This window comes from Dactylosporangium sp. CA-233914, assembly GCF_050942935.1.
In the GTDB taxonomy this organism is placed as follows: Bacteria; Actinomycetota; Actinomycetes; order Mycobacteriales; family Micromonosporaceae; genus Dactylosporangium.
The window spans coordinates 7,749,290-7,770,405 of the sequence record NZ_CP192030.1; the positions used below are offsets into that span (position 1 = coordinate 7,749,290).

Consider the following 21,116-nt stretch of genomic DNA (forward strand, 5'->3'; position numbering starts at 1 on the left):
ATGTCGACGCCGACGGCGTGCGTCTCGCAGAGATCCGTCCGCCCAGCGGCCGGTCATGGCCGCCCCGGCGTATCCGTCAGCGAATCGGCCAACGCGGTGTACGAGTCGCTTCCGTGGTATAAGAACTCCTCCACGACGGCGTCCTGGTTGTCAGAGACGAGTCCGATGAATCGTCCGGTGAAACCGCCGGCCACCTCAGTGGAGAAATACCTGCCGTCGATGCGTCCGAGGTCGCGCCACCCGCGACCGTCGAAAGCACGCGCGACGATGAGATCCGGACCGTGCCGCGGCGTGCCGGCGAGTTCAGGTGACGGTTCCGTGCGCAGTTCGATCGTCGAAGGTGCGTCCATTGAGAGTTCGCCGATTGCTATCGGCATGTCGCCGATTGTCGCCACCGCGCGTACCCAGTGGGGACCGACCTGCACGGTCACGCGATGGTGCGGGTCGATCCGAAGTTCCAGCCCGGCGCCCGGTCCGACCTTCGCGCGCGTAGAGGTGAACAGGTGCTCCTGCCGTCGTCCGACGAAAGGTTGCTCCGCAGTTCCACGCAGGTGCCATTGCCCGCCATCGATGTGGAGGAGCTCCGCTGGAAGATCCGACGGCGAGGCGAACGAGAGCGGGATGCCGTCGGCGGTGAGTGCTTCGACGAGCACTTCGCCGCGGGCCGGCTCGATAGCGCAGTCGACACGGGGCCAGCCGTTGTCCCACGAGAGCCGGGCGGCGAAGGTCTCACGCCCGAGAACGTGCCAGGCGGGCGTCGAGCCGTGTGGTCGCACGCCGAGAAAGACGATCGCCCACGAGCCGTCGAGGAGCTGGACGAAATCGGCGTGACCGGTGCTCTGCGTCGGCCAATCCGTTCCTCGCGCCGTCAGAACGGGGTTGGAAGGGCACGGCTCGAACGGGCCGCTCGGCGACGAAGCGCGCGCCACAGTGACGGCGTGTCCGCGTTCGGTGCCGCCCTCGGCGATCACCAGATACCAGGAGCCGTCCTTCCTGTAGAGATGCGGACCTTCTGGGAACTGACCTCCGGTACCACGCCAGAGGACCATCGGCTCTGTGAGCAGCGATCCGGTTACGGGGTCGAGCTGAGCCTGGAGCACGGCCTGCTGTCCGGCGGGCAGCTCGCCCGACCAGGACAACCAACAACGCCCGTCGTCATCCCAGGCCAGATCCGGGTCGATTCCGTGTGCGTCCGGAATGCGCAGCGGGTCGGACCAGGGGCCGGCGGGGTCTTCGGCCGTGACGAGCATTTGGCCGGGCCCGCGAGTGACGTTGGTGGTGATCATCCAGAAAAGGCCGTCGTGGTGACGCAGCGTCGGTGCGTAAATGCCGCCGGACGGTCTGGCGTTCACGCTCTCGAGCTGCTCCGGACGGTCCAGCACGTGTCCGATCTGTTTCCATCGACGCAGATCACCGGAACTGAAGATGGGAACACCGGGGGCGTACTCGAAACTGGACGTGACGAGGTAGTAGGTCGAGCCGACGCGGCAGATGGACGGATCCGGGTGGAACCCTGGGATGATCGGTGTTTCGGGGATCACCCTTTCACTCCTCCGGTTGCGAGTCCGGACTGCCAGTACCGCTGCAGGAAGATGAACGCGGCGATGAGCGGCAGAACGGAGACGAAGGATCCGGTGAGCACGGTGGAGAACAACACCTGGGCGCCTCCTCCGGCGGACGCCGTGCCCTGCCACTGGGCGAGGCCGACTGTCACCGGGAACAGCGACGGCGTGTTCAGCATGATCAGCGGCAGGAAGTAGTTGTTCCAGGTGGCCACTAACTGGAACAGCAGGACGGTGACGATGCCCGGGGCGAGCAACCGCAGCCCGATAGTGACGAAAATGCGGAATTCTCCGGCGCCGTCGACGCGGGCGGCTTCCAGGAGGCCGTCGTCTACGGCGTCAGCTGCGTAGACGCGCATCAGGTACACGCCGAACGGGCTGACGAGCGAGGGCAGGATGATCGACCACACGGTGTCCGTCAGACCCGCCGCTGAGAACAGCAGGTACGTCGGCAGTGCGAGGGCGGTGAGCGGCACCATGATGGAGCCGAGGATCACCGAGAACACTGCCGTGCCGCCCCGGAACCGGTACTTCGCGAGCGCATAGCCGGCCGCGGTCGCAAGGATCGCCGCACCGACAGAGCTGACCACCGCGTACATGACGGTGTTGAGCATCCACTGCCAGAAGACGCCTCCCTGGAAGGTGAAGAGGTTTCCGACGTTGTTGAAGAACTCGAATGTCCTTCCGAACCACAGCCCGAACGTCGAGAACAGATCCCCGTTGTCCTTCGTCGTGGAGATCGTCAACCAGAGCAGCGGAACGATGAAGTAGATGACCGAGATCCAGACGAAGATCGTCAGCAAGGTGCTTCGGCGCTTGTCGCGTTCCGCGACTCTGCGGGGCTTGCGGCGAGGCTTCGGTGCATCGACGGCTCGCGCGGCCCCGGGTGCGAGAGGTGAGACGGTCATCGGCTGCGCTCCCTTCGGCTGGAGGCCGTCTGGACGGCGAAGGAAACGATCATGATGATGATGCCCAAGAGGAATGCAATAGCGGCCGCGTAGTTCACTTCCTGGTTCTTGAAAGCGACGTTGTACGCGTACAGGTTGGGCGTGAAGTCGGTCCCGATCGCATTAGGCGCAATGTTGAAGAGCAGATTCGGCTCGTTGAAGAGCTGAAAGGATCCGATGATCGAGAAGATGATCGTGAGAAGGATCGCAGGCCGGATGGCTGGGAGTTTGATGCTCCACGCGATACGCCACTGCCCCGCCCCGTCGATCTCCGCTGCCTCGTAGAGTTCCGTCGGTACCGATCGGAGTGCGGCGAACAGGACGATCATGTTGTAGCCGATGAACTCCCAACAGACGACGTTCATGGTCGAACCCAGCACCGTGTGGGGCGAGAGCAGGTTGGGTGCTTGTAGCCCGACACGTTCGAAGACCTGGGTGATGAGGCCGAAGTCAGCCCCATAGAGATAGCCCCACATCAGCGCAGCGACCACGCTGGGGATCGCGTAGGGGACGAAGATGAGCAGACGGGCGGCCTTGCCGCCACGGACCCGCCCGCTATCCAGTGCCAGCGCGAAGAAGATCGACGCGGCCAGCCCGATCGGCACCTGGATGAACAGGAACAGGGACACGCGCCTCAGGCCCGCCCAGAAGCTCGGGTCCTGCAGTGCCCGCGTGTAGTTGGCGAACCCGTCGAAGACCTCACCGCCCACGAGCCGGGAGGTGAAGAGGCTGAGGTATGCGGAATACACCAGCGGAACGATGAACATCGCGGCGAAGACGACGATGAACGGGATGACGAGCAGCCACGCGGCTCGTGTCTGCCCACGCCGGACCGAAGACGCCGGCCGGCGTACGGGGAGTGAGGTCATGGTTTCTCCAGGAGACCGGCCCGGGCGCGGGGCTCGGGCCGGTCGGATCGGCTACTTGACGGTGAAGCCCTGCTGCTTGGCGTAGGAGACCAACTTGTCCTGCCACTGCGTCAGTCCGGCCGCGAGGTCTCCCTTCTCGGCGATCGCCTTGCCCAGTGTGTCGTTGAAGCTGGTGTTGGCGTAGTCCATGAACGGCAGCCACTGGAAGTCCTTGTCGACCGTCTTCGACACGTCGGAGAAGAACTGGTTGACCTTCTGCCCGCCGTAGAAGTCGCTGGCCTGGTCGGTGAACTTCGGGTCCTGCAGGGTGGCCGTGTTGGTCGGGAAGAGGAACTGCTCGTTGGCGAGCTTGAGCGTGGACTCCGCGTCGTGGTTGATGAACTTCGCCAGCTGGTACGCCGCGATCGGGTTCTTCGACGAGGCGAGCACGACATCTGACGACCCACCCCAGTTGCCGGAGACGTCCTTGCCGGCCTGCCACTGAGGAATCTTCCCGGCGCGCCACTTCCCGGCGGTGTCCTTCGCGGTTCCTTGCAGGAACACCGGTCCCCATGCGGCCACGAGCCAGCTGGCGTACTTGTCGCGGGACAGGCCCTGGTAGAACTCGTCGGTGAAGTCGGCGTCCGTCGACACCAGGTCCTTTTTGATCAGGTCCTGCCAGTAGGCCATGACCTTCTTCTCGGTGGCACCGTTGAGGTCGATGCCGACGGTCTTGTCGCCGTCGTAGGAGAAGGGCTTGGCGCCGGCCTGCCAGAACAGACTGACGATCTGAGGCATGTCGTTGCCGGGCAGGTTGGTGATGTACGACCCGGTCTTCGACTTCACCTGCTCGGCCGCCTTCGCGAAGTCGTCCCAGGTCGCCGGGGCGCCGCCGAGTCCGGCCTTGCTGAAGATGTCGTTGCGATACAGGGTGCCGATGGGCCCGGAGTCCTGGGGGATCGCCCAAACGCCCTTGGCGTCCGAAACCTGGTTCCACACCCAGTCGACGTAGTCGTTGGCGAGTTCCTTGCCACCATACGGCGTCAGGTCGAGCAGGCTGTTCGTCTGCTTGAAGGAGCCGAGGTAGTCGTAACCGATCTGGGTAACGTCGGGCGCCCCGTTGCCGGCCTTCAACGCCGCGCGCACCTTCGTGTAGCTGCGGGCCGAGTCCGTCGTGTTGACGAGGTTGACCTTGATCTTCGGGTACTTCTTCTCGAACAGATCGACCTCCTTCTGCAAGTCGGGCACCCAAGACCAGAAGGTGAGCGTGGTGGGCGTGTCCATCGCCTTGTCGATGTCCGCCTGCGTGACGTTCTTGGTCTGCTGCTGCTGGTCGCTCGAACCGGTCTTGGAACAACCGGCGAGCACTAACGCGGCCGTGACCGCAAGCGTTCCCAGCGTCATCGCTGTCTTCCGTACGGTTCTCATTGGTCTCTTTTCGTGGAGGGATTCGAGCTACTCGGGTGAGTGGCCGGTGGCCTCGAGCAGCAACGCGGCGCGCCGCTCGAGGGGTATGTGTGCGCCGAAATCCCAGACCTCACCAGTGACGACGTCACGAACGGCGAACGGCGCTGTGAGATGGGTCGGCTCGGCAGACCAGTTGGAGACGAACGCCAAGCGACGTCCGTTCGCCGTACCGGTGGAGACCGTGACAGCGGTGCCCGCTGCCCACTCGGTCGTCGCACGATGGGGAACCAGCCAGCGGGCGAGGCTGCGCGACAGCGGAGGATTGGGCACGGTGGCCACGTAGGTGACCCTCCCCGCCTCGAACGGACGTGTCGAGATCGCAGCCTGCGCACCGAGTTCCGTCTGGTCGAACTCGGCAAGGACTTCTGCGTCGCCGACGCGAAGGACCTCCACCCAGGCGGTGGCTGCGGCGCCCTCTTCCAGCTTCAGGCCACTCGTCGAGCGGACGGTGAGCGGAGTTTCGATATTGCTGTACTCGTCGTAGCTGATGCCCGCCGCATCTGCGAGGAAGGCGGGAGCGATCGCCAGCCGCGCGCGGACGAGCTCGTCGGCATATCCAGTGCGGATGCCCACGACGAGATGGCCCCCGGACGCTGCGTACGCCCGAAGGTGCTGGAGCGTCGCATCGTCGGCGACGTAGATCGCGGGAGCGACGAGGACCGGATACCGGGCGACGAGCTCCTCGACCGGCGTCGCGACGAACTGACGCGTGTGCTTGACGCGAACCTGCGCCCCCGCCTCGAACAATCCGCGGTAAAAGGCGTCGAAGATGTTGAGGTAAGCGGCCGTGTCCGGGCCGCCGCCCGGCAGCGGCAGCGGCGGATAGGCCTCGAACGACCACTTGGTGTCCGTGGAATACAGCAGGAGAACGTCAGCGTCCGGCACGTACTCGTCCAGCACCGGTCCGGTCGCCTTCAGCGCGGCGCCGAGCTCCGCCACCTCCCGGTAAATGCGCCCGGGCTGCTGGCTGTGCGGCAGGACGCCGCCCCAGTACGTTTCGGCGCCGAAGTGCAGCGTGTGCCAATGCCAGTACTCCACCATCCGGCCCCCGCGGGCGAGCAGCGCGAACGCCGCCTGCTTGATCTGTCCGGGGTACGGGGGGTGGTTCTGCCACGGGTCGCCGACGGACTGCGCGTTGGTCTCAGTCACGAGGAACTGCGTCTGTGCCGACGCGTAGGCGCGGTCTCCCCATTGGAAGAGCGCCCACACCCCCGTGTGCCACCACAGCACTTCCCGCGGCACATCCACGCCGGCGTCGAGCCCGTCCTGCATTCTGTAGTAAGCGTTGCCGGCAACCACGTCGAGGGACGCGACCAACTCGTCATCGGAAACCTGCGGCCGTGGATAGGAAATGCACGTCGTGACGAACTGGTCCTCGCGCGCGTACTCGCGAACCACGTCGGCTTGCCAGCTGATGAGCTCGGTGGCGAGCGTCGCCTGGAAGCGACGCCACTCGATCTGGTACTGAGGAGTGGTGTTCGCGTCGGGTCGCCACAGGTCCGCCCAGTCGGAGAGCCGGTGCGACCAGTAGACGAGCCCCCACTCCCGATTGAGGCTCTCAACATCCCCGTAGCGGGCTTTGAGCCAGTTGACGAAACGCTGGAAGGTGTGTTCGTTGTGGGGTAGGTGCAGGCCCGGTTCGTTGTCCACCTGGAAGCCGATCACCGCAGGATGATCGGCGTACCGGCCAACGACCTCACGGACGACGCGTTCGGCGTAGAAGCGGTATGCCGGGGAGCTTTGGTCCATCTCCTGCCGGGCGCCCCACCCATTACGAACGCCGGTCTTCGGCTCGGCGGCGATCTCCGGGTGAAGACGCTGCAGCCAGGGCGGTACGGCATAGGTCGGTGTGCCGAGGACGACGGCGATGCCTCGTACGTGGGCGGCATCGAGCACAGGTTGCAGCCACTCGAGGTCGAACTCTCCTTCGCGGGGCTCCCACGTCGACCATACCGACTCCCCCACGCGGATGACGCTGAACCCGGCCTCGCGCATGAGGTCGAGATCGCGCTCGAGCGTTCCATCCGGCTGGTACTCGGCGTAATACGCTGCGCCGAAGAGGATGCCCGAAAAGGTGGGGTTGGTAGCCATTAGCAGCCCGTCTCTTGAAATGTTGTCGACAACATTGCGGCGAGGTTACGGCGTTCGGAATCAAGCGCGCAACCCGATCTCTGGGCTTGTTACCTAGCCGAGACGTGGAGCCGGCGTTGCCCGGGAGCGGTCCTCGAAGAACGCGGACAGGCAGGGACTGCGCGCGGCGACGACCCGGGCCGCGCACGGTGTCACCGGTCCGCGACTCCGTCCGCGATGCCCCGAACGGCCGAACACCACTGGCTGCCGCGCTTCGGCGACAGCCGGTCGGCACGGACGGCCATGTCCGCGCCTACCGCTCACCGCAGGACCGCACACGAAGCAGAGGAACCCTCCGGCCGCGCCCCGACACACCGATTTCGCTCCTCACGCTGGACGACGCTTCGCGCTGTTCGAACGCGGACGTTGCATGACCCGCGCTGTAGAGCTGCGAACGATCAGGTTCGGGCTGTACGGCTCACTGCCGGTGCTGCTCATCGGGTCGGCGTCCGACGCCGAACCGGCCAGGGAGATCCGGTCGATCAATTGCGCCGCAAGGCGGGCGCCCTCCCCCTCGAAGTCCAGCTGCACTGTGGTCAGCGCCGGCCGTACGAAGCGACTTTCCTCGACATCGTCGATGCCGATGACACTGAGCCGCTCCGGGACTGCGTGGCCGCTGTCCAGGGCCGCGGCCATCACGCCAATCGCCATCGAGTCGTTTGCCGCTGCCACCGCCGTCACGGCGTACTCATCGGCAGTCAAGGCCTGCCATGCTTGGTAGCCGGAGTGAGCGGACCAGTCGCCTTCCCGGACCCACACGATCTCTCCCCCCGCATCCTGAACAGCTGCGATGAACCCTGCCGCTCTGTCGCGTGCTGCGAACCAGCCGTCCGGACCGCTTACGTAGCCGATTCGCCGGTGACCGAGTTCGAGCAGGTGTTCGGCCGCCTTCTCGCCGACGAGCTGACCGACCAGGACACCGCTGACCGGGTCGACGAGTTGAGCATCGATGACCATGGGAACGGCAAGAGTGCGACGCTGCAGCCGTTCCAGCACGACGTCCGTCTGTGCGGTGGCCAGAATCCCTGCCACCTGATATTCGGTCGCAAGGTCAATGGCAGCGTCGACCGATTCCGGATCCTCGCCATCGACGGCGATGATGTCGCTGACGTACCCGCGTTTCTGGACCAGCTCCGTGACACCCCGGACGATCAGAGCTGGGCCACCCTGGCCGATTCTGTCTGCCAGGACCGCTATGCGGTTCGACCTGCGCAGGCGGAGTTGCCGCGCAGCCGGGTTCGGACGGTACTGGAGCCGCGCGAGCGCCGCTTCCACGCGCTGACGCGTGCTATCGCGGATTCCCTCAAATCCTTGCAGGTAGCGGGTGACAGTCTGGTGCGACACCCCCGCTTCCCGGGCGACGTCGTAGATCGTGGCAACCTTCTTCACAGTCCATTCATACAGTGCCCGAAGCCAGAGCACCGCAACCGCAGTCGCTCCAGGCCGCAGGACCTGCTGGTGTAGGCGGGAAGCCGGTCACGAGGTCGGGGCGGTACCTGATGCGCTCGAGCCGGCGTTGCGCTGGACTCGGGGCCCCGTTCCCCGGTCCAGAGCCCGTCCGGGGCCGAACTCGTCAGAAACGGTTGAGGCTGACCGCACTCTGCGCTTATGGTGTGCCGATGTTGTCGACAACACCCCGTCGGCACTGCATCTCTAAGGAGATCCATGCGTCCGCTCAGCAAACGCACACTAACCGCCGTTTTCGCCTGTTTAGCCGTTACCGTCGCGATGACCGGCTCGCCCACACCTGCGGTCGCCGCGGACCAGCCCTGGCGAGACACGTCCAAATCTCCCGGCGAACGGGCGCAGCTTCTGCTCGACGCGCTCACCTTCAACGAGAAGGTGCAGCTGGCGCTGGATAACCTGCAGCCCCTTACGAAGTACGGCATGCCGGCCGTCCTCGCGTCCCATGACGGGCCGAGCGGTATCGGGGTCCAGGGCGCCACGTCCTTTCCGTCCGCACAGACGCTGGCAGCGACGTTCGACACGGACCTCGCCACGCAGTACGGTGCCGCCGTCGCGCAGGAGGCGCGCGACAGCGGCCGCTCGATCTGGCTCGGGCCGGCGACGGACATCGCCCGCCAGCCCCTGGCCGGACGGCAGGCCGAGAACCTCGGTGAGGATCCGTATCTCGTCGGCACGACCGCGCGCGCCGAGGTCGACGGAGCAAAATCGCGGAACGTGATGACGACCGTCAAGCACTACGGCGCCAACACCCAGGAGTACGGGCGGATGGGCTTCGAGTCCGACGACCCGAACGCGTACTTCGGTCGGACGGCCGCGATCAACGAGAACATCCCGCAACAGGCGCTGCACGAGATCTACGAAGCGCCCGTGATCGCGACCGTCAAGGGCAACGGCGCCGACTCCGTCATGTGCTCGTACAACCAGGTCAACGGCAAACCGGCCTGCCAGAACCCGGAACTGCTCGGCAGTCTCAAGAGCAGCTTCCAAGGGCTGGTCATCCCGGACTTCCTCCTCGCCCAGCGCGACGCCGTCCTCGCCGCGTTGGCGGGCGTCGACATCGCCGGCTTCGACGGCGGGAACCAGCAGCGCACGGCCGAGATGTACACCTCCGGCCAGATCCCGCTGAAAACCTTGAACGACAGCGACTATCGCATCTTGTACGCGGTGTTCAACTCCGGCATCTTCGACAACCCCCCGGTGTCGAAGACGGAGATCAGCACGGCGGCGCATCGAGAGCTCGCGACACGAGTCGCCGCCGAGGGCATGGTCCTGCTGAAAAACGACAAGAACGTCCTGCCGCTGAACGACAAGTCCGACCGTTCGATCGCCGTGATCGGCCCGTCCGGCGATGACGCCCAGTACATCGAGGGCGGCGGCCCCGCCGTGCCGACCACGGTCGGCCGGAACATCACCCCGTTGAACGGCATCACTGCCCGGGCCGGTTCCCACACGTCCATCATCCAGGCGCAGGGGTCGGCCGGGGACGTGGCGGCGACCGACCTCGTCGCCGGCCCCGCACTCAAGTCCGCGGATGGCCAGATCAACGGATGGACCGCGAAGTACTGGGACACGGCAGCGCCCGAGGGGACGCCGGCCCGGACCACCAGCGAAACGAGCATCAACCTTCCCGGCGTGCCGCAAGGTCTCAAAGCTCCCTACTCGGCCGAGTGGACCGCAACGCTCACCCCGGCCGAGACAGGGCTGTACCGATTCACGTCGCTGGTGTCGGGCAACATGACGTTCACCGTCGACGGCCAGCAGGTCATCAATACCCTCAAGCCCACCTCATACCTGTTCAGTGGCCCGATGTACCCCGCGCAGGGCACGATCACGCTCAAGGCTGGTAAGCCGGTCACGCTGAAGGTGTCGTACTCGAGCGTCAGCACGGCTTTTGGCAACAACGGCATCAACTTGGCCTGGCAGACGCCGTCGCAGTCGCAGATCCCGGCGGCGGTGGCGGCCGCGAAGAAGGCTCGCGTCGCCATCGTCCTGGCCAACTTCGCCATCGGGGAGGGCGCCGACCGCGATTCCCTGTCCCTGCCGGGCGACCAGAACGCGCTGATCGAAGCGGTGGCCCAGGCCAACCCGCGCACCATCGTCGTGCTCAACACCGCAGGCCCCGTCCTGATGCCGTGGCTGAACAAGGTCGAGGCAGTCGTGCAAGCGTGGCTGCCCGGGCAGATGTTCGGCACAGCCCTCGCGCGCGTGCTCTACGGAGACGTGAACCCATCCGGCCACTTGCCCACGACATTCCCGGCGAGCGCCAATCAGGGCCCCGTCCCCGCCACCCCTGCCGGCCTGGCCGGCCAGAACGGCAGTCTCAACTTCGACGAGGGAATTTACGTCGGCTACCGCTGGTACGACAAGACCGGCCAGAACCCGCTATTTCCATTCGGCTACGGACTGTCGTACACCAGCTTCCGGTACTCGGATCTCACCGTTCGACCGGACGCTACTGGAGCAACGGTCTCGGTGAAGGTTCGTAACACCGGAGGACGGGCCGGCGCCGCAACGCCGCAGTTCTACATCGGTGCTCCTCGCTCCTCGTCCAGAGCCCAGTTCGCGAAGTACGCCCTCGGCGGCTTCGACCAGGTCGAACTGCGTCCAGGCCAGTCGGCGACCGTTCGGGTACACATCGATACGGACCAGTTGAAGTATTGGGACGCCGCCACCAACGGCTGGAAGACCGCGGTCGACGGGCGCACCGTCTCTGTCGGGGACTCCGTCCGGAACATGTTCCAGACAGTGCCGCTGCGGGTGGGAAACCCTTAGCAGCCGCACAAGCTCACTGATCTGCGGCCGGTTCGTGAGTGAGCCAGGCGCAGTCCCGCTGATGCTCTCGGCGAGACTGCGCCTCGGCCGCTCTGCGCCACGATCGGCGCCTTGGCTTGAGCCCCCTCACCAGGGCCGACGGTCAGCGGTGTTCCGGCAGGAGCTTGGCGCCAAAACCGATGAGCATCGTCCCCGGGGTGACGCGTCGCCGTACCCGCTGCCTGTCAGTAGGTGGCGCGGCCGCCGCTGATGTCGTAGACGGCCCCGGTGGAGAAGCTGACCTTGTCCGACACGAGCCAGGCGATCAGTTCGGCGACCTCTTCCGGCCGGCCTACCCGCCGCATCGGGATCAGGCTGGTGATGTGCGCGAGCGCCTCGGGCCCGGTGCCGGCGTTCATCGGGGTCTCGATGACGGCCGGGGCGATCGCGTTAACCAGCACGCCGCTGGTGGCCAGCTCCTTGCCGAGGGACTTGGTCAGGGCGATGACCGCGGCTTTGGAGGCCGAGTAGGGCGACATGTTGGGGTTGCCGTCCTTACCGGCCATGCTGGCGATGTTCACGATGCGTCCCCATCCGCGGTCGCGCATGCCGGGCGCGAACGCCTGGCAGGTGTTGAAGGTGCCGCGCACGTTGACGGCGAAGGTCTGCTCCCAGCCGTCGAGCGGGATCTCCCACAGCGGCGCGTTCGGGCCGACGATGCCCGCCGAGTTGATCAGGATGTCGACCGGGCCGATGCGCCCGGCGGCGTCCCGGACGGCGTGCGCGTCGCTGACGTCGACGTGCAGATCGGCGCCGTCAGCGAGGTCGAGGGTGACCACGTTGACTCCGTCGGCGGCCAGGCGGGTGGCGGCAGCAGCGCCGAGACCGCTGCAGGCGCCGGTGATGACAGCGGTGCGCGCACTACTCATGGGGGTCCTTTGTCAGTGGGATTCGCGGGACACCTGGTCACCGCTGGAGCCGAGAAGGAAGTCAAGGTCGGCGCCGGTGTTGGCCTGACCGACGGTGTCGACGTAGAGGCGTTCCCAGCCGCGGGCGGGCGCGGCGAAGGCCTTCACCGCTTCGGGTGCGGGTTCGCGGGCGGCGAGCTCGGCGTCGGGGATGTCGACGTCGAGACGCCGGTTTTCGACGTCCAGGATGATCATGTCGCCGGTCCGGACCTTGCCGAGCGGTCCGCCGGCGGCGGCCTCCGGGGCCACATGCAACACCACTGTTCCGTACGCGGTGCCGCTCATCCGCCCGTCGCAGATGCGCACCATGTCGCGCACGCCCTGTCCAAGTAGCTTGGCCGGCAGTGGCATGTTGGAGACCTCCGGCATGCCGGGGTAGCCCTTGGGGCCGCATCCGCGCAGGATCAGCACTGAGTTGGCTGTGACGTCCAGGGATGGGTCATCGAGGCGGGCGTGGAGGTCCTCGACGGAGTCGAACACGACGGCCGGGCCGCGGTGTTGCAGCAGTTCTGGGGAGGCGGCGGCCGGTTTGATCACCGCGCCGTCGGGGGCGAGGTTGCCGTAGAGCACGGCGATCCCGGCATGCGGCCGCAGCGGCTGTTCCCGGGGCCGGATGACCTCACGGTCGTAGACCCGCGCACCGTCGAGGTGGTCGACCAGGGGCTGTCCGGTAACGGTGACAGCGGTGGGGTCGAGCAGGTCGCGGATCTCGGCGAGCACGGCATGCAGGCCGCCGGCCCGGTACAGGTCGTCCATCAGGAACCGGCCGGCCGGCAGCAGGTCCACCAGCAGCGGCACCTCGGCACCGACCTGGTCGAAATCGTCCTGGCTCAACTCGACGCCGAGCCGCCCGGCAATGGCGAGCAGGTGCACGACCGCGTTGGTGGAACCGCCGAGGGCAGCCAGCGCGACAATCGCGTTGAGGAAGGAGCCGCGGGTCATCACGACGCTCGGGGTGCGGTCGGCGTCGACCATCTGGACGGCGAGCACACCGGTGGCGTGGGCGGCCTCCAGCAGACGGCTGTCCGGGGCCGGGGTGCCGGCCACACCGGGCAGGGTCATGCCGAGGACCTCGGCGAGCAGGCCCATCGTGGAGGCGGTACCCATGGTGTTGCAGTGACCCTTGCTGCGGATCATCGAGGATTCGGAGCGCTGGAACTCGGCGGCCGTCAGCGACCCGGCGCGTACCTCTTCGCTGAGCTTCCACACATCGGTGCCGCAGCCCAGCGGGGCACCGCGGAAGGTTCCGGTGAGCATCGGCCCGCCGGGCACCACGACCGCCGGCAGGTCGACCGAGGCGGCGCCCATCAGCAGCGCCGGGATGGTCTTGTCGCAGCCGCCGAGCAGCACCACGCCGTCGATCGGGTTGGCGCGCAGCATCTCCTCGACCGCCATCGCCGCCATGTTGCGCCACAGCATCGCGGTGGGGCGTACCTGGGTCTCGCCGAGCGACACCACCGGCAGGTTCAGCGGGATGCCGCCAGCCTGATAGATGCCGTCGGCGACGCTGCGGGCCACCTCGTCGAGGTGGGCGTTGCACGGGGTCAGGTCGGATGCAGTGTTGGCGATGGCGATGTGCGGTCGTCCGCCGAACGCGTCGGCAGGCAGGCCGCGGCGCATCCACGCGCGATGGATGTAGCTGTTGCGGTCGTCGCCCGCATACCACTGCGCACTGCGGCGTGGCTGCACGATGACTCCCCCGTATTCCGATTATTGGAACTCTGATCAGAACTTTGGAACAACGCTGGAATACTAGGGCCTCCCGCCCCCATCCGGAACCCCGCCGAAACGCCACTTTCATTCAATTGGAACTTGGGTCTAATATCCGGAATCATGGAGGGATCGGGGATGGAAGCGGATGAGTCCGAGGGCAAGCTCGTCGGTTCGGATCGTGTCCTCGCGGTCCTCGCCGAGCTGGCGAAACACCCGAACGGCGTCGGCCTGGAGGACATGGCACGCGTCATGGCCAGCCCGAAACCGACGGTGCACCGCGCCCTCGCTTCGCTGCGGCGCGCCGGCTTCGCGGCACAGGACGGCTACGGGCGCTACGTGCTCGGCGACGAGTTCCTCCGGCTCGCCTTCGCCCACCACGAGGCACGTCCCGACCACGTCCGCGTCCAGCCGGTTCTGCAGCGGCTCTGCGAGCGATACGGCGAAACCGTCCACTACGCCGCCCTCGACGGCCGCGACGTGGTGTACCGCTCGAAACTCGACCCCACGTCCGGTGCGGTGCGCTTGACTTCGGTAGTCGGCGGCCGCAACCCTGCACACTGCACCGCGGTCGGCAAAGTGCTGCTTGCGCAGACGCTGCACACCGAACAGCAGGTCCGCGACTGGGTCGGCGGCCGTGGCCTGCACCAGCCCACAGAGCGTTCGATCGGCAGTACCGAGGAACTGCATGCGGAGCTCGTCCGCACCCGCGAGCGGGGATACGGCGTGGACGACCAGGAGAACGAGCCCGGCGTCAACTGCCTCGCCGTTGCGGTCTACCTGGCCTCACCGACCGTGCCCAGCGGCGCGATCAGCATCAGCGGTCTTACCTACCGCACGCCGTTGAAACAGCTCGTCGACGACCTGGCCGCCATCCGGGCTATCGTCGCCAACCCCTCGGAGACCCAGTGACTGTGTCCTACACCGCGCGTCCGACCGACGCTGGAGTCTTCCGCCTCGGCGAGGGTCCGGTCTGGGACCCCGACCGGCAACGGCTGCTCTGGGTCGACATCGACGGTCACTCCGTCCACCAGGGCGTACTCGACGTGGCCGCCGACACGATCATCGCAACTGGCACCTGGAGGTTCGGCGCGGAGGTCGGAGCCGTCGCCGTCGAGGCCTCCGGTGACCTTCTGGTCGCCGAACGCGAGACGCTAACTCGGGTCTGGCTCGACGGCACGCGTACCGAACTGGCCCGGGTGCTGCCGGCGGGGACCACGAGCCGGCTCAACGACGGCGCGGTTGACCCGGCAGGCCGGTTCCTGGTCGGCAGCCTCGACCCGAGGCAGCAGTCCGGCACGGAAGTCCTGGTGCGCCTCGACCGTGACGGCCTGACCACGATCGACGCCGACCTCATGCTGTCGAACGGACTGGCCTGGAGCCCGGCTGGCGACCGCCTGTACAGCATCGATACCGTGCCCGGCACGGTGTGGACCCGCGCCTACGACCCAGCCACCGCAGCCTTCGGCGAACGCCGCGAGGCGTTCCGGATCAACGACGGGTATCCGGACGGCATGTGCGCCGACGCCGACGGCAACCTGTGGATCGCCATCTGGGGACGTGGCCGGGTCGAGTGCTACACGCCGGGCGGCCAGTTGCTGGCCGCCGTCGCCGTCGCTGCACCGCACACTTCCAGCGTCGCCTTCGCCGGCCCTGGCCTGGAGGTGCTCGTCATCACCACCGCCACCGCCGAGCTCAGCCACGACGACTTGGCGAAACATCCCGACTCGGGGCGGGTCTTCACCGCCCGTGTCGACGCCGTAGGCCTGCCCACCACGTACTGGAACCCAGCCCTCTGACAACCGGAGCCTTCGTGCTACTCATGCGCATCGGCGCCTATGGTGCCGAGAAGCCAGCCGTCCGCGTCGACGATACCTGCTACGGTGACGTGTCTGACCTGGTCAGCGACTTCGACGAAAGATTCTTCACCGCCGGCGGTGCGGCCATCCTCGCCAGACCGGTCGCCGAGCGGATCGCCGCCAGCGACGTCCGAGAGTTCGGCGATCAGCGGATCGGCGCGCCGCTCGCCCGCCCGCACCAGATCCTGTGCATCGGCCTCAACTTCAGCGACCACGCCGCCGAGACCGGCCAGGCCGTCCCCACCGAGCCGATCCTGTTCACCAAGAGCCCGAACACCCTGATCGGCCCGAACGACGACGTGCGCATCCCGCGGGGCGCCACAAAGACCGACTGGGAGGTGGAGCTCGGCATCGTCATCGGCAAGCGGACCTCCTGCCTCGACTCCCCCGGGCAGGCCCGCGACCACATCGCCGGATATGTGCTCGTCAACGACGTCAGCGAGCGGGCCTTCCAGATGGAGCGCGGCGGCCAGTGGGCCAAGGGTAAGTCCGCCGAGACGTTCAACCCCGCTGGGCCATGGCAGACGGGCGACGTCATGGAGCTCGGCATCGACCGGCTCGGCACCGCCCGCCAGCACGTCGTGGACCCGCACTGATGCGGGCGCTGGTGTTCACCGGCCCGCACAAGGCCGAGATCCAGGAGGTGCCGGCGCCGATCGCCGGCCCCGGCCAGGTGGTCATCGATGTCCACCTGGCCGGTGTCTGCGGCACCGACATCGAGCTGTTCACCGGCGAGATGAGCTATCTGCACACCGGCGCCTCCTCGTACCCGATCCGGCCCGGCCACGAGTGGAGCGGCGTGGTCACCGCGCTCGGTGACAGCGTCGACCCGGCCTGGCTGGGCCGGCGGGTCACCGGCGACACCATGATCGGTTGCGGGCACTGTGTACGCTGCAGCAGCGGCCGCCATCACGTCTGCGCCGAACGGCATGAGCTCGGGATCCGCGACGGCCTGCCCGGCGCGCTCGCCGAACAGCTCGTCTTCCCGACGGCGTACCTGCACGCCCTGCCGGACACTGTGGACCCCACCCTCGGCGCCCTGGTCGAACCTGGCGGCAACGCGCTACGCAGTGTCGAGGCCGCCACACTTGTGCCCGGCGAACGGCTGCTCGTGCTCGGCACCGCCACCATCGGCCTGCTGGTCGCGATGTTCGGTCGCGCCCGCGGAGCCGAAGTCCACCTTATGGGCCACCGCGAGACCAGCCTGCAACTGGCCCGCTCGCTCGGCTTCACCAACGCGTGGACCCGCGAGACGTTGCCGGCGCTGCCCTGGGACGCGGTCGTTGACGCCTCCAACGCCCAGGCCCTGCCAGCGCTCGCTCTCGACCTGGTCGAGCCTGGCCGCCGCATCGTCTACGTCGGCCTTGCCGGATCGCCCAGCACGGTCGACACCCGCGAGTTCGCTCTCAAGGACGTCACCGCTGTCGGCATTCTCGGGGCCTCCGCCGGCCTGGCCGGCACCATCACTGCGTACGCTGATGCTTCCGTCGATCCGCGGGCCCTGGTCGCCACCACCGTCGGCCTCGACGAGATCACAGACGTCCTTGCCGGACAGCGCCCTGCTGGCGTCGGCCCCGGCCCGAAGATCCTCGTCGACCCCCGAATGCCGCAGTCATGACCGCCAATCAGCTGCTGGCCGCCCTCGAACGGGTCGCTCCCGGATCGGTCCGGAGCCGGGCGTCCGACCGTCTCGGCATGGCGCACGATGCCTCGCACTACCTGCTCACCCCACAGGCCGTCATCGTGCCGGCCGACGCCGGTCAGGTCGCCGAACTGATGCGCGCCAGTGCTCAGCTCGGTCTTGGGGTGACGTTCCGCTCCGGAGGAACGAGCCTCAGCGGGCAGGCCGGCACCGACCAGCTCCTCGCCGACGTGCGCCGGCACTTCCGCGACATCGAGGTCCTCGACGACGGCGCTCGGGTGCGGGTGCAGCCCGGCGCGGTGCTGCGGCAGGTCAACGCTCGGCTCGCCCGGTACGGCCGCAGACTCGGGCCGGACCCGGCCAGCGAGACCGCCTGCACGATCGGCGGGGTCGTCGCGAACAACTCCAGTGGCATGACCTGCGGCAACCACGCCAACACCTACCGTACCCTCGAATCGATGACCCTGGTCCTGCCGTCCGGCACGGTGGTCGACACCGCTGCCGATGACGCAGACACCCGGCTGCGGCACTTCGAACCGGAGCTCGCCGCCACCCTCGAGCGGTTGCGCGACCGCATCCGCAGCAACCCCGGCTCGGTACGTCGGATCACTGAGCAGTACGCCATGAAGAACACCATGGGGTACGGGCTGAACAGCTTCCTCGACTACCGCACGCCGGTGCAGATCCTCGCCCACCTCATGATCGGCAGTGAGGGCACGCTCGGGTTCGTCGCGGAGGCGGTCTTCCGTACCGTCGAGGTGCACCGGTCAGCGAGCACCGGCCTGATCGTGTTCGACAGCCTGCACGAGGCGATGGCAGCCATGCCGGAACTGGTCGCAGCCGGACCCGCGGCGATCGAGTTGCTCGACGCGGAGTCGCTGCGGGTCGCCCAGGCCGATCCGAGGGCGGACGCCACGCTGACCGCGCTCGCCGTGCAGCGGCACGCGGCCTTGCTGGTGGAGTGGCAGCAGGCCGACGACGCACGGCTCACCGAATGCGAGGAGCAGGCCCGCCAGGTCTTCGACCGGCTGCGGCTGAGCCTGCCGGCCCGGCTCAGCCGTGACCCGGCCGGCCGGGCCGCCCTGTGGCACATCCGCAAGGGCCTCTACGCCACGGTCGCCGGAAACCGACCGGCCGGAACGGTCGCCCTGCTCGAGGACGTCGCTGTGCCGGTGCCGGCGCTCGCCGGGCTCTGCGACGACCTCGGTCGCCTGTTCGACCGGCACCGCTACGAGCGCAGTGTCGTCTTCGGCCACGCCAAAGACGGCAACCTGCACTTCATGCTCAACGAAGAGTTCGGCACCAATGACGGGACCGGCCGGTACGCCGCCTTCACCGAGGGGATGGTCGACGCGGTCCTCGCCCGGGGCGGCACGCTCAAGGCAGAACACGGCACCGGCCGGGTTATGGCCCCGTTCGTGCGCCGCCAGTTTGGCGACGAACTGTTCGAGGCCATGCTGGAGGTCAAACGCGCGTGCGACCCGAAGGGGCTGCTCAACCCGGGAGTGCTGCTCACCGACGATCCGCATGCCCACCTGCGTCATCTCAAACCGGTCGTCACCGTAGAACCCGAAGTCGATCGGTGCGTCGAATGCGGCTATTGCGAGCCCGTGTGCCCCAGCCGCGACCTGACCACCACACCGCGACAGCGCATCGTGCTGCGCCGGGAGGCCGCCGCCGCCCGCGCGGCCGGCGAAACGGCGCTCGCTCATCAGCTCGACCGAGAGTATCGGTACGACGCGGTGGACACCTGCGCGGTTGACGGCATGTGCGCCACCGCCTGCCCGGTCCTGATCAACACCGGCGACCTCACCAAACGGCTGCGCGCCGAAGCCAATGGGCGCATCGCCCAGCAGACGTGGAAGGGCGCCGCCCGGCACTGGGACGCCACCACCCGCGCCATGAATCTGGCGCTCGACACTGCCGGGGTACTGCCACCAGCGCTTGCCGAGTGGGCGACACGCTCCGCCCGTAGCATCGGAAACCCCGACGTCGTGCCGGCCTGGAGCCGTGACCTGCCCCGCGGGGGTGTCCGTCGCATGGCGAAGCGCAGCCAGCACGCCGACGCCGTCTATCTGCCCTCCTGCCTCAACACGATGTTCGCGCCAGCGGCCGGAGGCCCGGGAGTCATGGCCGCGATGACCCGCCTCGCCGAGCGCGCCGGCGTCCGGCTGCACATCCCCGACGGCATCGGTGAACTGTGCTGCGGCACCCCTTGGTCGTCGAAGGGCCTGCACGATGGCTACGACGTCATGCGCCGACGGGTCCAGGCCACCCTGGCCGGGACCACCGAGCCGGTGATCATCGACGCGACCTCCTGCACCGAAGGCCTCCAGAAGATCCTCAATGAGATCGAGACGGTCGACGCGGTCGCCTACGTCGCCGACCATCTGCTGCCCCGGCTCACCGTCACTCGCAGACTGCCGTCGCTCGCGCTGCATCCGACCTGCTCCTCCGTCCGGCTCGGCCTCGACGACGCCATCAATCGCATCGCCACCGCAATCGCTGACCGGGTCGACGTCCCCGACGGCTGGCAGTGCTGCGCGTTCGCCGGGGACCGCGGCCTACTGCACCCCGAACTGACCGCGTCCGCCACCCGCGCCGAGGCGACGACCGTAGCGGGCGGCCACTACGCCGCCCATGCGTCCGTCAACCGCACCTGCGAGGTCGGGCTCACCCGCGCGACCGGCCACCCCTACCACCACCTGCTCGAACTCCTCGACGCAGCCACCGCGGAGGGCTGAGCATGTCCGAATTCACGGGCCTTACCGCGATCGTCACCGGAGGTGCCTCCGGCATCGGCCTCGCCACAGCGACGCTGCTCGCCGAACACGGCGCGCGCGTGGCCTGCCTCGACCTCAACCCCGACGTCGACGCACCCCTGCACAGCCTGTCCGCCGACGTCACGAACGACGCCTCGGTGCGATCCGCGGTCGCCGCGGCCGCCGCCACGCTCGGCGGGATCGACATCGTCGTCAACAACGCCGGGATCGGCGCGCAGGGCACGATCGCAGACAACGGCGACGCCGAATGGGCCCGCGTCTACGACGTCAACGTGCACGGCACGGTCCGGGTGTCCCGGGCTGCACTGCCCTGGCTACGCGAATCCGCGCACGCCGCGATCGTCAACGTGTCGTCGATCGCGGCGACCGCGGGCCTGCCGCAGCGCGCGCTGTACTCGGCGACCAAGGGCGCCGTCCTGTCGTTGACCCTGGCCATGGCCGCCGACCACCTGTCCGAGGGGATCCGGGTGAACTGTGTCGCCCCGGGCACCACTGACACGCCGTGGATCAACCGGCTGCTCGCAGACACCACCGACCCCGAGGCCGAGCGGGCCGCCCTCAACGCCCGCCAGCCCATCGGCCGGCTCGTCACCGCCGTCGAGGTCGCCAGCGCCATCGCCTACCTGGCCAGCCCGCTTTCGTCGGCGACCACTGGGACCGTGCTCGCGGTCGACGGCGGCATGCAGCGCTTACGGCTACGCAGGTGAAGGCCGGGTCAGCGTCGAGGCGTTCCGCCATCGGCCGCATCGACTTGCGCCCTGTCGGTGAGCAGCCCACGCACATCCAACTCGCCCTTGACCCGCTGATCCGACCGCGCGACCACACCCTCCAACATCCGTGCAGTGAACTCGACCAGCCGTGGACGCACCACGCGCGATACGCCGCGACCTAACAAAGCCCTAAGGTAGGACGTGCCGGCTATTCGGGGCGGGGGCACCGATTTTCGTGCGCATGAGATCAGCTTGTTGAGTCGTACGCCCAC

At 67.7% G+C, this 21,116-nt stretch carries 15 protein-coding genes; 7 read left to right on the top strand and 8 right to left on the bottom strand.

Annotated elements, in window-relative coordinates:
* Positions 1–53 precede the first annotated feature (53 nt).
* The 6 genes from ACQPY0_RS34530 to ACQPY0_RS34555 form a co-directional block, all read right to left on the bottom strand.
* On the bottom strand, positions 54–1,541 hold the full coding sequence (locus ACQPY0_RS34530) for a family 43 glycosylhydrolase (RefSeq protein WP_432970136.1): 1,488 nt from the start codon (positions 1,539–1,541) through the stop codon (positions 54–56).
* Complete coding sequence (locus tag ACQPY0_RS34535) at positions 1,538–2,470, bottom strand: carbohydrate ABC transporter permease (protein WP_432970139.1); 933 nt, start codon at positions 2,468–2,470, stop codon at positions 1,538–1,540. Before ACQPY0_RS34535 ends, ACQPY0_RS34530 begins: the two co-directional genes overlap by 4 nt.
* Positions 2,467–3,378, bottom strand: a complete 912-nt coding sequence (locus ACQPY0_RS34540; RefSeq protein ID WP_432970142.1) for a carbohydrate ABC transporter permease — start codon at positions 3,376–3,378, stop codon at positions 2,467–2,469. Before ACQPY0_RS34540 ends, ACQPY0_RS34535 begins: the two co-directional genes overlap by 4 nt.
* A gap of 51 nt (positions 3,379–3,429) precedes the next feature.
* Positions 3,430–4,761: an ABC transporter substrate-binding protein gene (locus tag ACQPY0_RS34545; RefSeq protein WP_432970145.1), complete on the bottom strand. Its 1,332-nt coding sequence runs from the start codon at positions 4,759–4,761 to the stop codon at positions 3,430–3,432.
* 51 nt (positions 4,762–4,812) lie between these two features.
* Positions 4,813–6,915, bottom strand: coding sequence for a beta-galactosidase (locus ACQPY0_RS34550; RefSeq protein WP_432970148.1), 2,103 nt, complete (start codon positions 6,913–6,915; stop codon positions 4,813–4,815).
* Between the two features lie 366 nt (positions 6,916–7,281).
* On the bottom strand, positions 7,282–8,343 hold the full coding sequence (locus ACQPY0_RS34555) for a LacI family DNA-binding transcriptional regulator (protein ID WP_432970151.1): 1,062 nt from the start codon (positions 8,341–8,343) through the stop codon (positions 7,282–7,284).
* 276 nt (positions 8,344–8,619) lie between these two features.
* Here ACQPY0_RS34555 and ACQPY0_RS34560 point away from each other — a divergent pair, with 276 nt between their 5' ends.
* Positions 8,620–11,193 (top strand): beta-glucosidase H, encoded by a 2,574-nt coding sequence (locus tag ACQPY0_RS34560; RefSeq protein WP_432970154.1) that lies wholly within the window; start codon positions 8,620–8,622, stop codon positions 11,191–11,193.
* Between the two features lie 224 nt (positions 11,194–11,417).
* On the opposite strand, the gene ACQPY0_RS34565 is transcribed toward ACQPY0_RS34560, so the two are convergent.
* Together ACQPY0_RS34565 and ACQPY0_RS34570 are read right to left on the bottom strand one after the other, a co-directional pair.
* Positions 11,418–12,101: an SDR family NAD(P)-dependent oxidoreductase gene (locus ACQPY0_RS34565; RefSeq protein ID WP_432970157.1), complete on the bottom strand. Its 684-nt coding sequence runs from the start codon at positions 12,099–12,101 to the stop codon at positions 11,418–11,420.
* A gap of 12 nt (positions 12,102–12,113) precedes the next feature.
* Positions 12,114–13,829 carry an IlvD/Edd family dehydratase gene (locus tag ACQPY0_RS34570; RefSeq protein WP_432970160.1) on the bottom strand — a complete coding sequence of 572 codons (1,716 nt, stop codon included), beginning with the start codon at positions 13,827–13,829 and terminating at the stop codon, positions 12,114–12,116.
* 159 nt (positions 13,830–13,988) lie between these two features.
* On the opposite strand from ACQPY0_RS34570, the gene ACQPY0_RS34575 reads away from it, so the two are divergent.
* The 6 genes from ACQPY0_RS34575 to ACQPY0_RS34600 all read left to right on the top strand — a co-directional run bounded on the left by ACQPY0_RS34575 (position 13,989) and on the right by ACQPY0_RS34600 (position 20,841).
* A complete protein-coding gene (locus tag ACQPY0_RS34575) occupies positions 13,989–14,762 on the top strand; it encodes an IclR family transcriptional regulator (RefSeq protein ID WP_432970163.1) in 774 nt (257 codons plus the stop codon).
* Positions 14,759–15,649: an SMP-30/gluconolactonase/LRE family protein gene (locus tag ACQPY0_RS34580; RefSeq protein ID WP_432970166.1), complete on the top strand. Its 891-nt coding sequence runs from the start codon at positions 14,759–14,761 to the stop codon at positions 15,647–15,649. The genes ACQPY0_RS34575 and ACQPY0_RS34580 overlap by 4 nt, the downstream gene beginning before the upstream one ends.
* 89 nt (positions 15,650–15,738) lie before the next feature.
* Positions 15,739–16,305, top strand: coding sequence for a fumarylacetoacetate hydrolase family protein (locus ACQPY0_RS34585; RefSeq protein WP_432970169.1), 567 nt, complete (start codon positions 15,739–15,741; stop codon positions 16,303–16,305).
* A complete protein-coding gene (locus ACQPY0_RS34590) occupies positions 16,305–17,327 on the top strand; it encodes a zinc-dependent alcohol dehydrogenase (protein WP_432970172.1) in 1,023 nt (340 codons plus the stop codon). Before ACQPY0_RS34585 ends, ACQPY0_RS34590 begins: the two co-directional genes overlap by 1 nt.
* Positions 17,324–20,095, top strand: a complete 2,772-nt coding sequence (locus tag ACQPY0_RS34595; protein ID WP_432970175.1) for an FAD-binding and (Fe-S)-binding domain-containing protein — start codon at positions 17,324–17,326, stop codon at positions 20,093–20,095. Before ACQPY0_RS34590 ends, ACQPY0_RS34595 begins: the two co-directional genes overlap by 4 nt.
* A gap of 2 nt (positions 20,096–20,097) precedes the next feature.
* Positions 20,098–20,841 carry an SDR family NAD(P)-dependent oxidoreductase gene (locus ACQPY0_RS34600; protein ID WP_432970178.1) on the top strand — a complete coding sequence of 248 codons (744 nt, stop codon included), beginning with the start codon at positions 20,098–20,100 and terminating at the stop codon, positions 20,839–20,841.
* The last annotated feature ends 275 nt before the right edge of the window (positions 20,842–21,116 follow it).

What these genes read in the sequence shown, in the direction of transcription:
- ACQPY0_RS34595 (WP_432970175.1), top strand. Translation starts at nt 17,324, where the DNA reads ATGACCGCCAATCAGCTGCTGGCCGCCCTCGAACGGGTCGCTCCCGGA.
- ACQPY0_RS34560 (WP_432970154.1), top strand. Translation starts at nt 8,620, where the DNA reads ATGCGTCCGCTCAGCAAACGCACACTAACCGCCGTTTTCGCCTGTTTA.
- ACQPY0_RS34575 (WP_432970163.1), top strand. Translation starts at nt 13,989, where the DNA reads ATGGAAGCGGATGAGTCCGAGGGCAAGCTCGTCGGTTCGGATCGTGTC.
- ACQPY0_RS34600 (WP_432970178.1), top strand. Translation starts at nt 20,098, where the DNA reads ATGTCCGAATTCACGGGCCTTACCGCGATCGTCACCGGAGGTGCCTCC.
- ACQPY0_RS34565 (WP_432970157.1), bottom strand. Translation starts at nt 12,101, where the DNA reads ATGAGTAGTGCGCGCACCGCTGTCATCACCGGCGCCTGCAGCGGTCTC.
- ACQPY0_RS34550 (WP_432970148.1), bottom strand. Translation starts at nt 6,915, where the DNA reads ATGGCTACCAACCCCACCTTTTCGGGCATCCTCTTCGGCGCAGCGTAT.
- ACQPY0_RS34545 (WP_432970145.1), bottom strand. Translation starts at nt 4,761, where the DNA reads ATGACGCTGGGAACGCTTGCGGTCACGGCCGCGTTAGTGCTCGCCGGT.
- ACQPY0_RS34540 (WP_432970142.1), bottom strand. Translation starts at nt 3,378, where the DNA reads ATGACCTCACTCCCCGTACGCCGGCCGGCGTCTTCGGTCCGGCGTGGG.
- ACQPY0_RS34535 (WP_432970139.1), bottom strand. Translation starts at nt 2,470, where the DNA reads ATGACCGTCTCACCTCTCGCACCCGGGGCCGCGCGAGCCGTCGATGCA.
- ACQPY0_RS34590 (WP_432970172.1), top strand. Translation starts at nt 16,305, where the DNA reads ATGCGGGCGCTGGTGTTCACCGGCCCGCACAAGGCCGAGATCCAGGAG.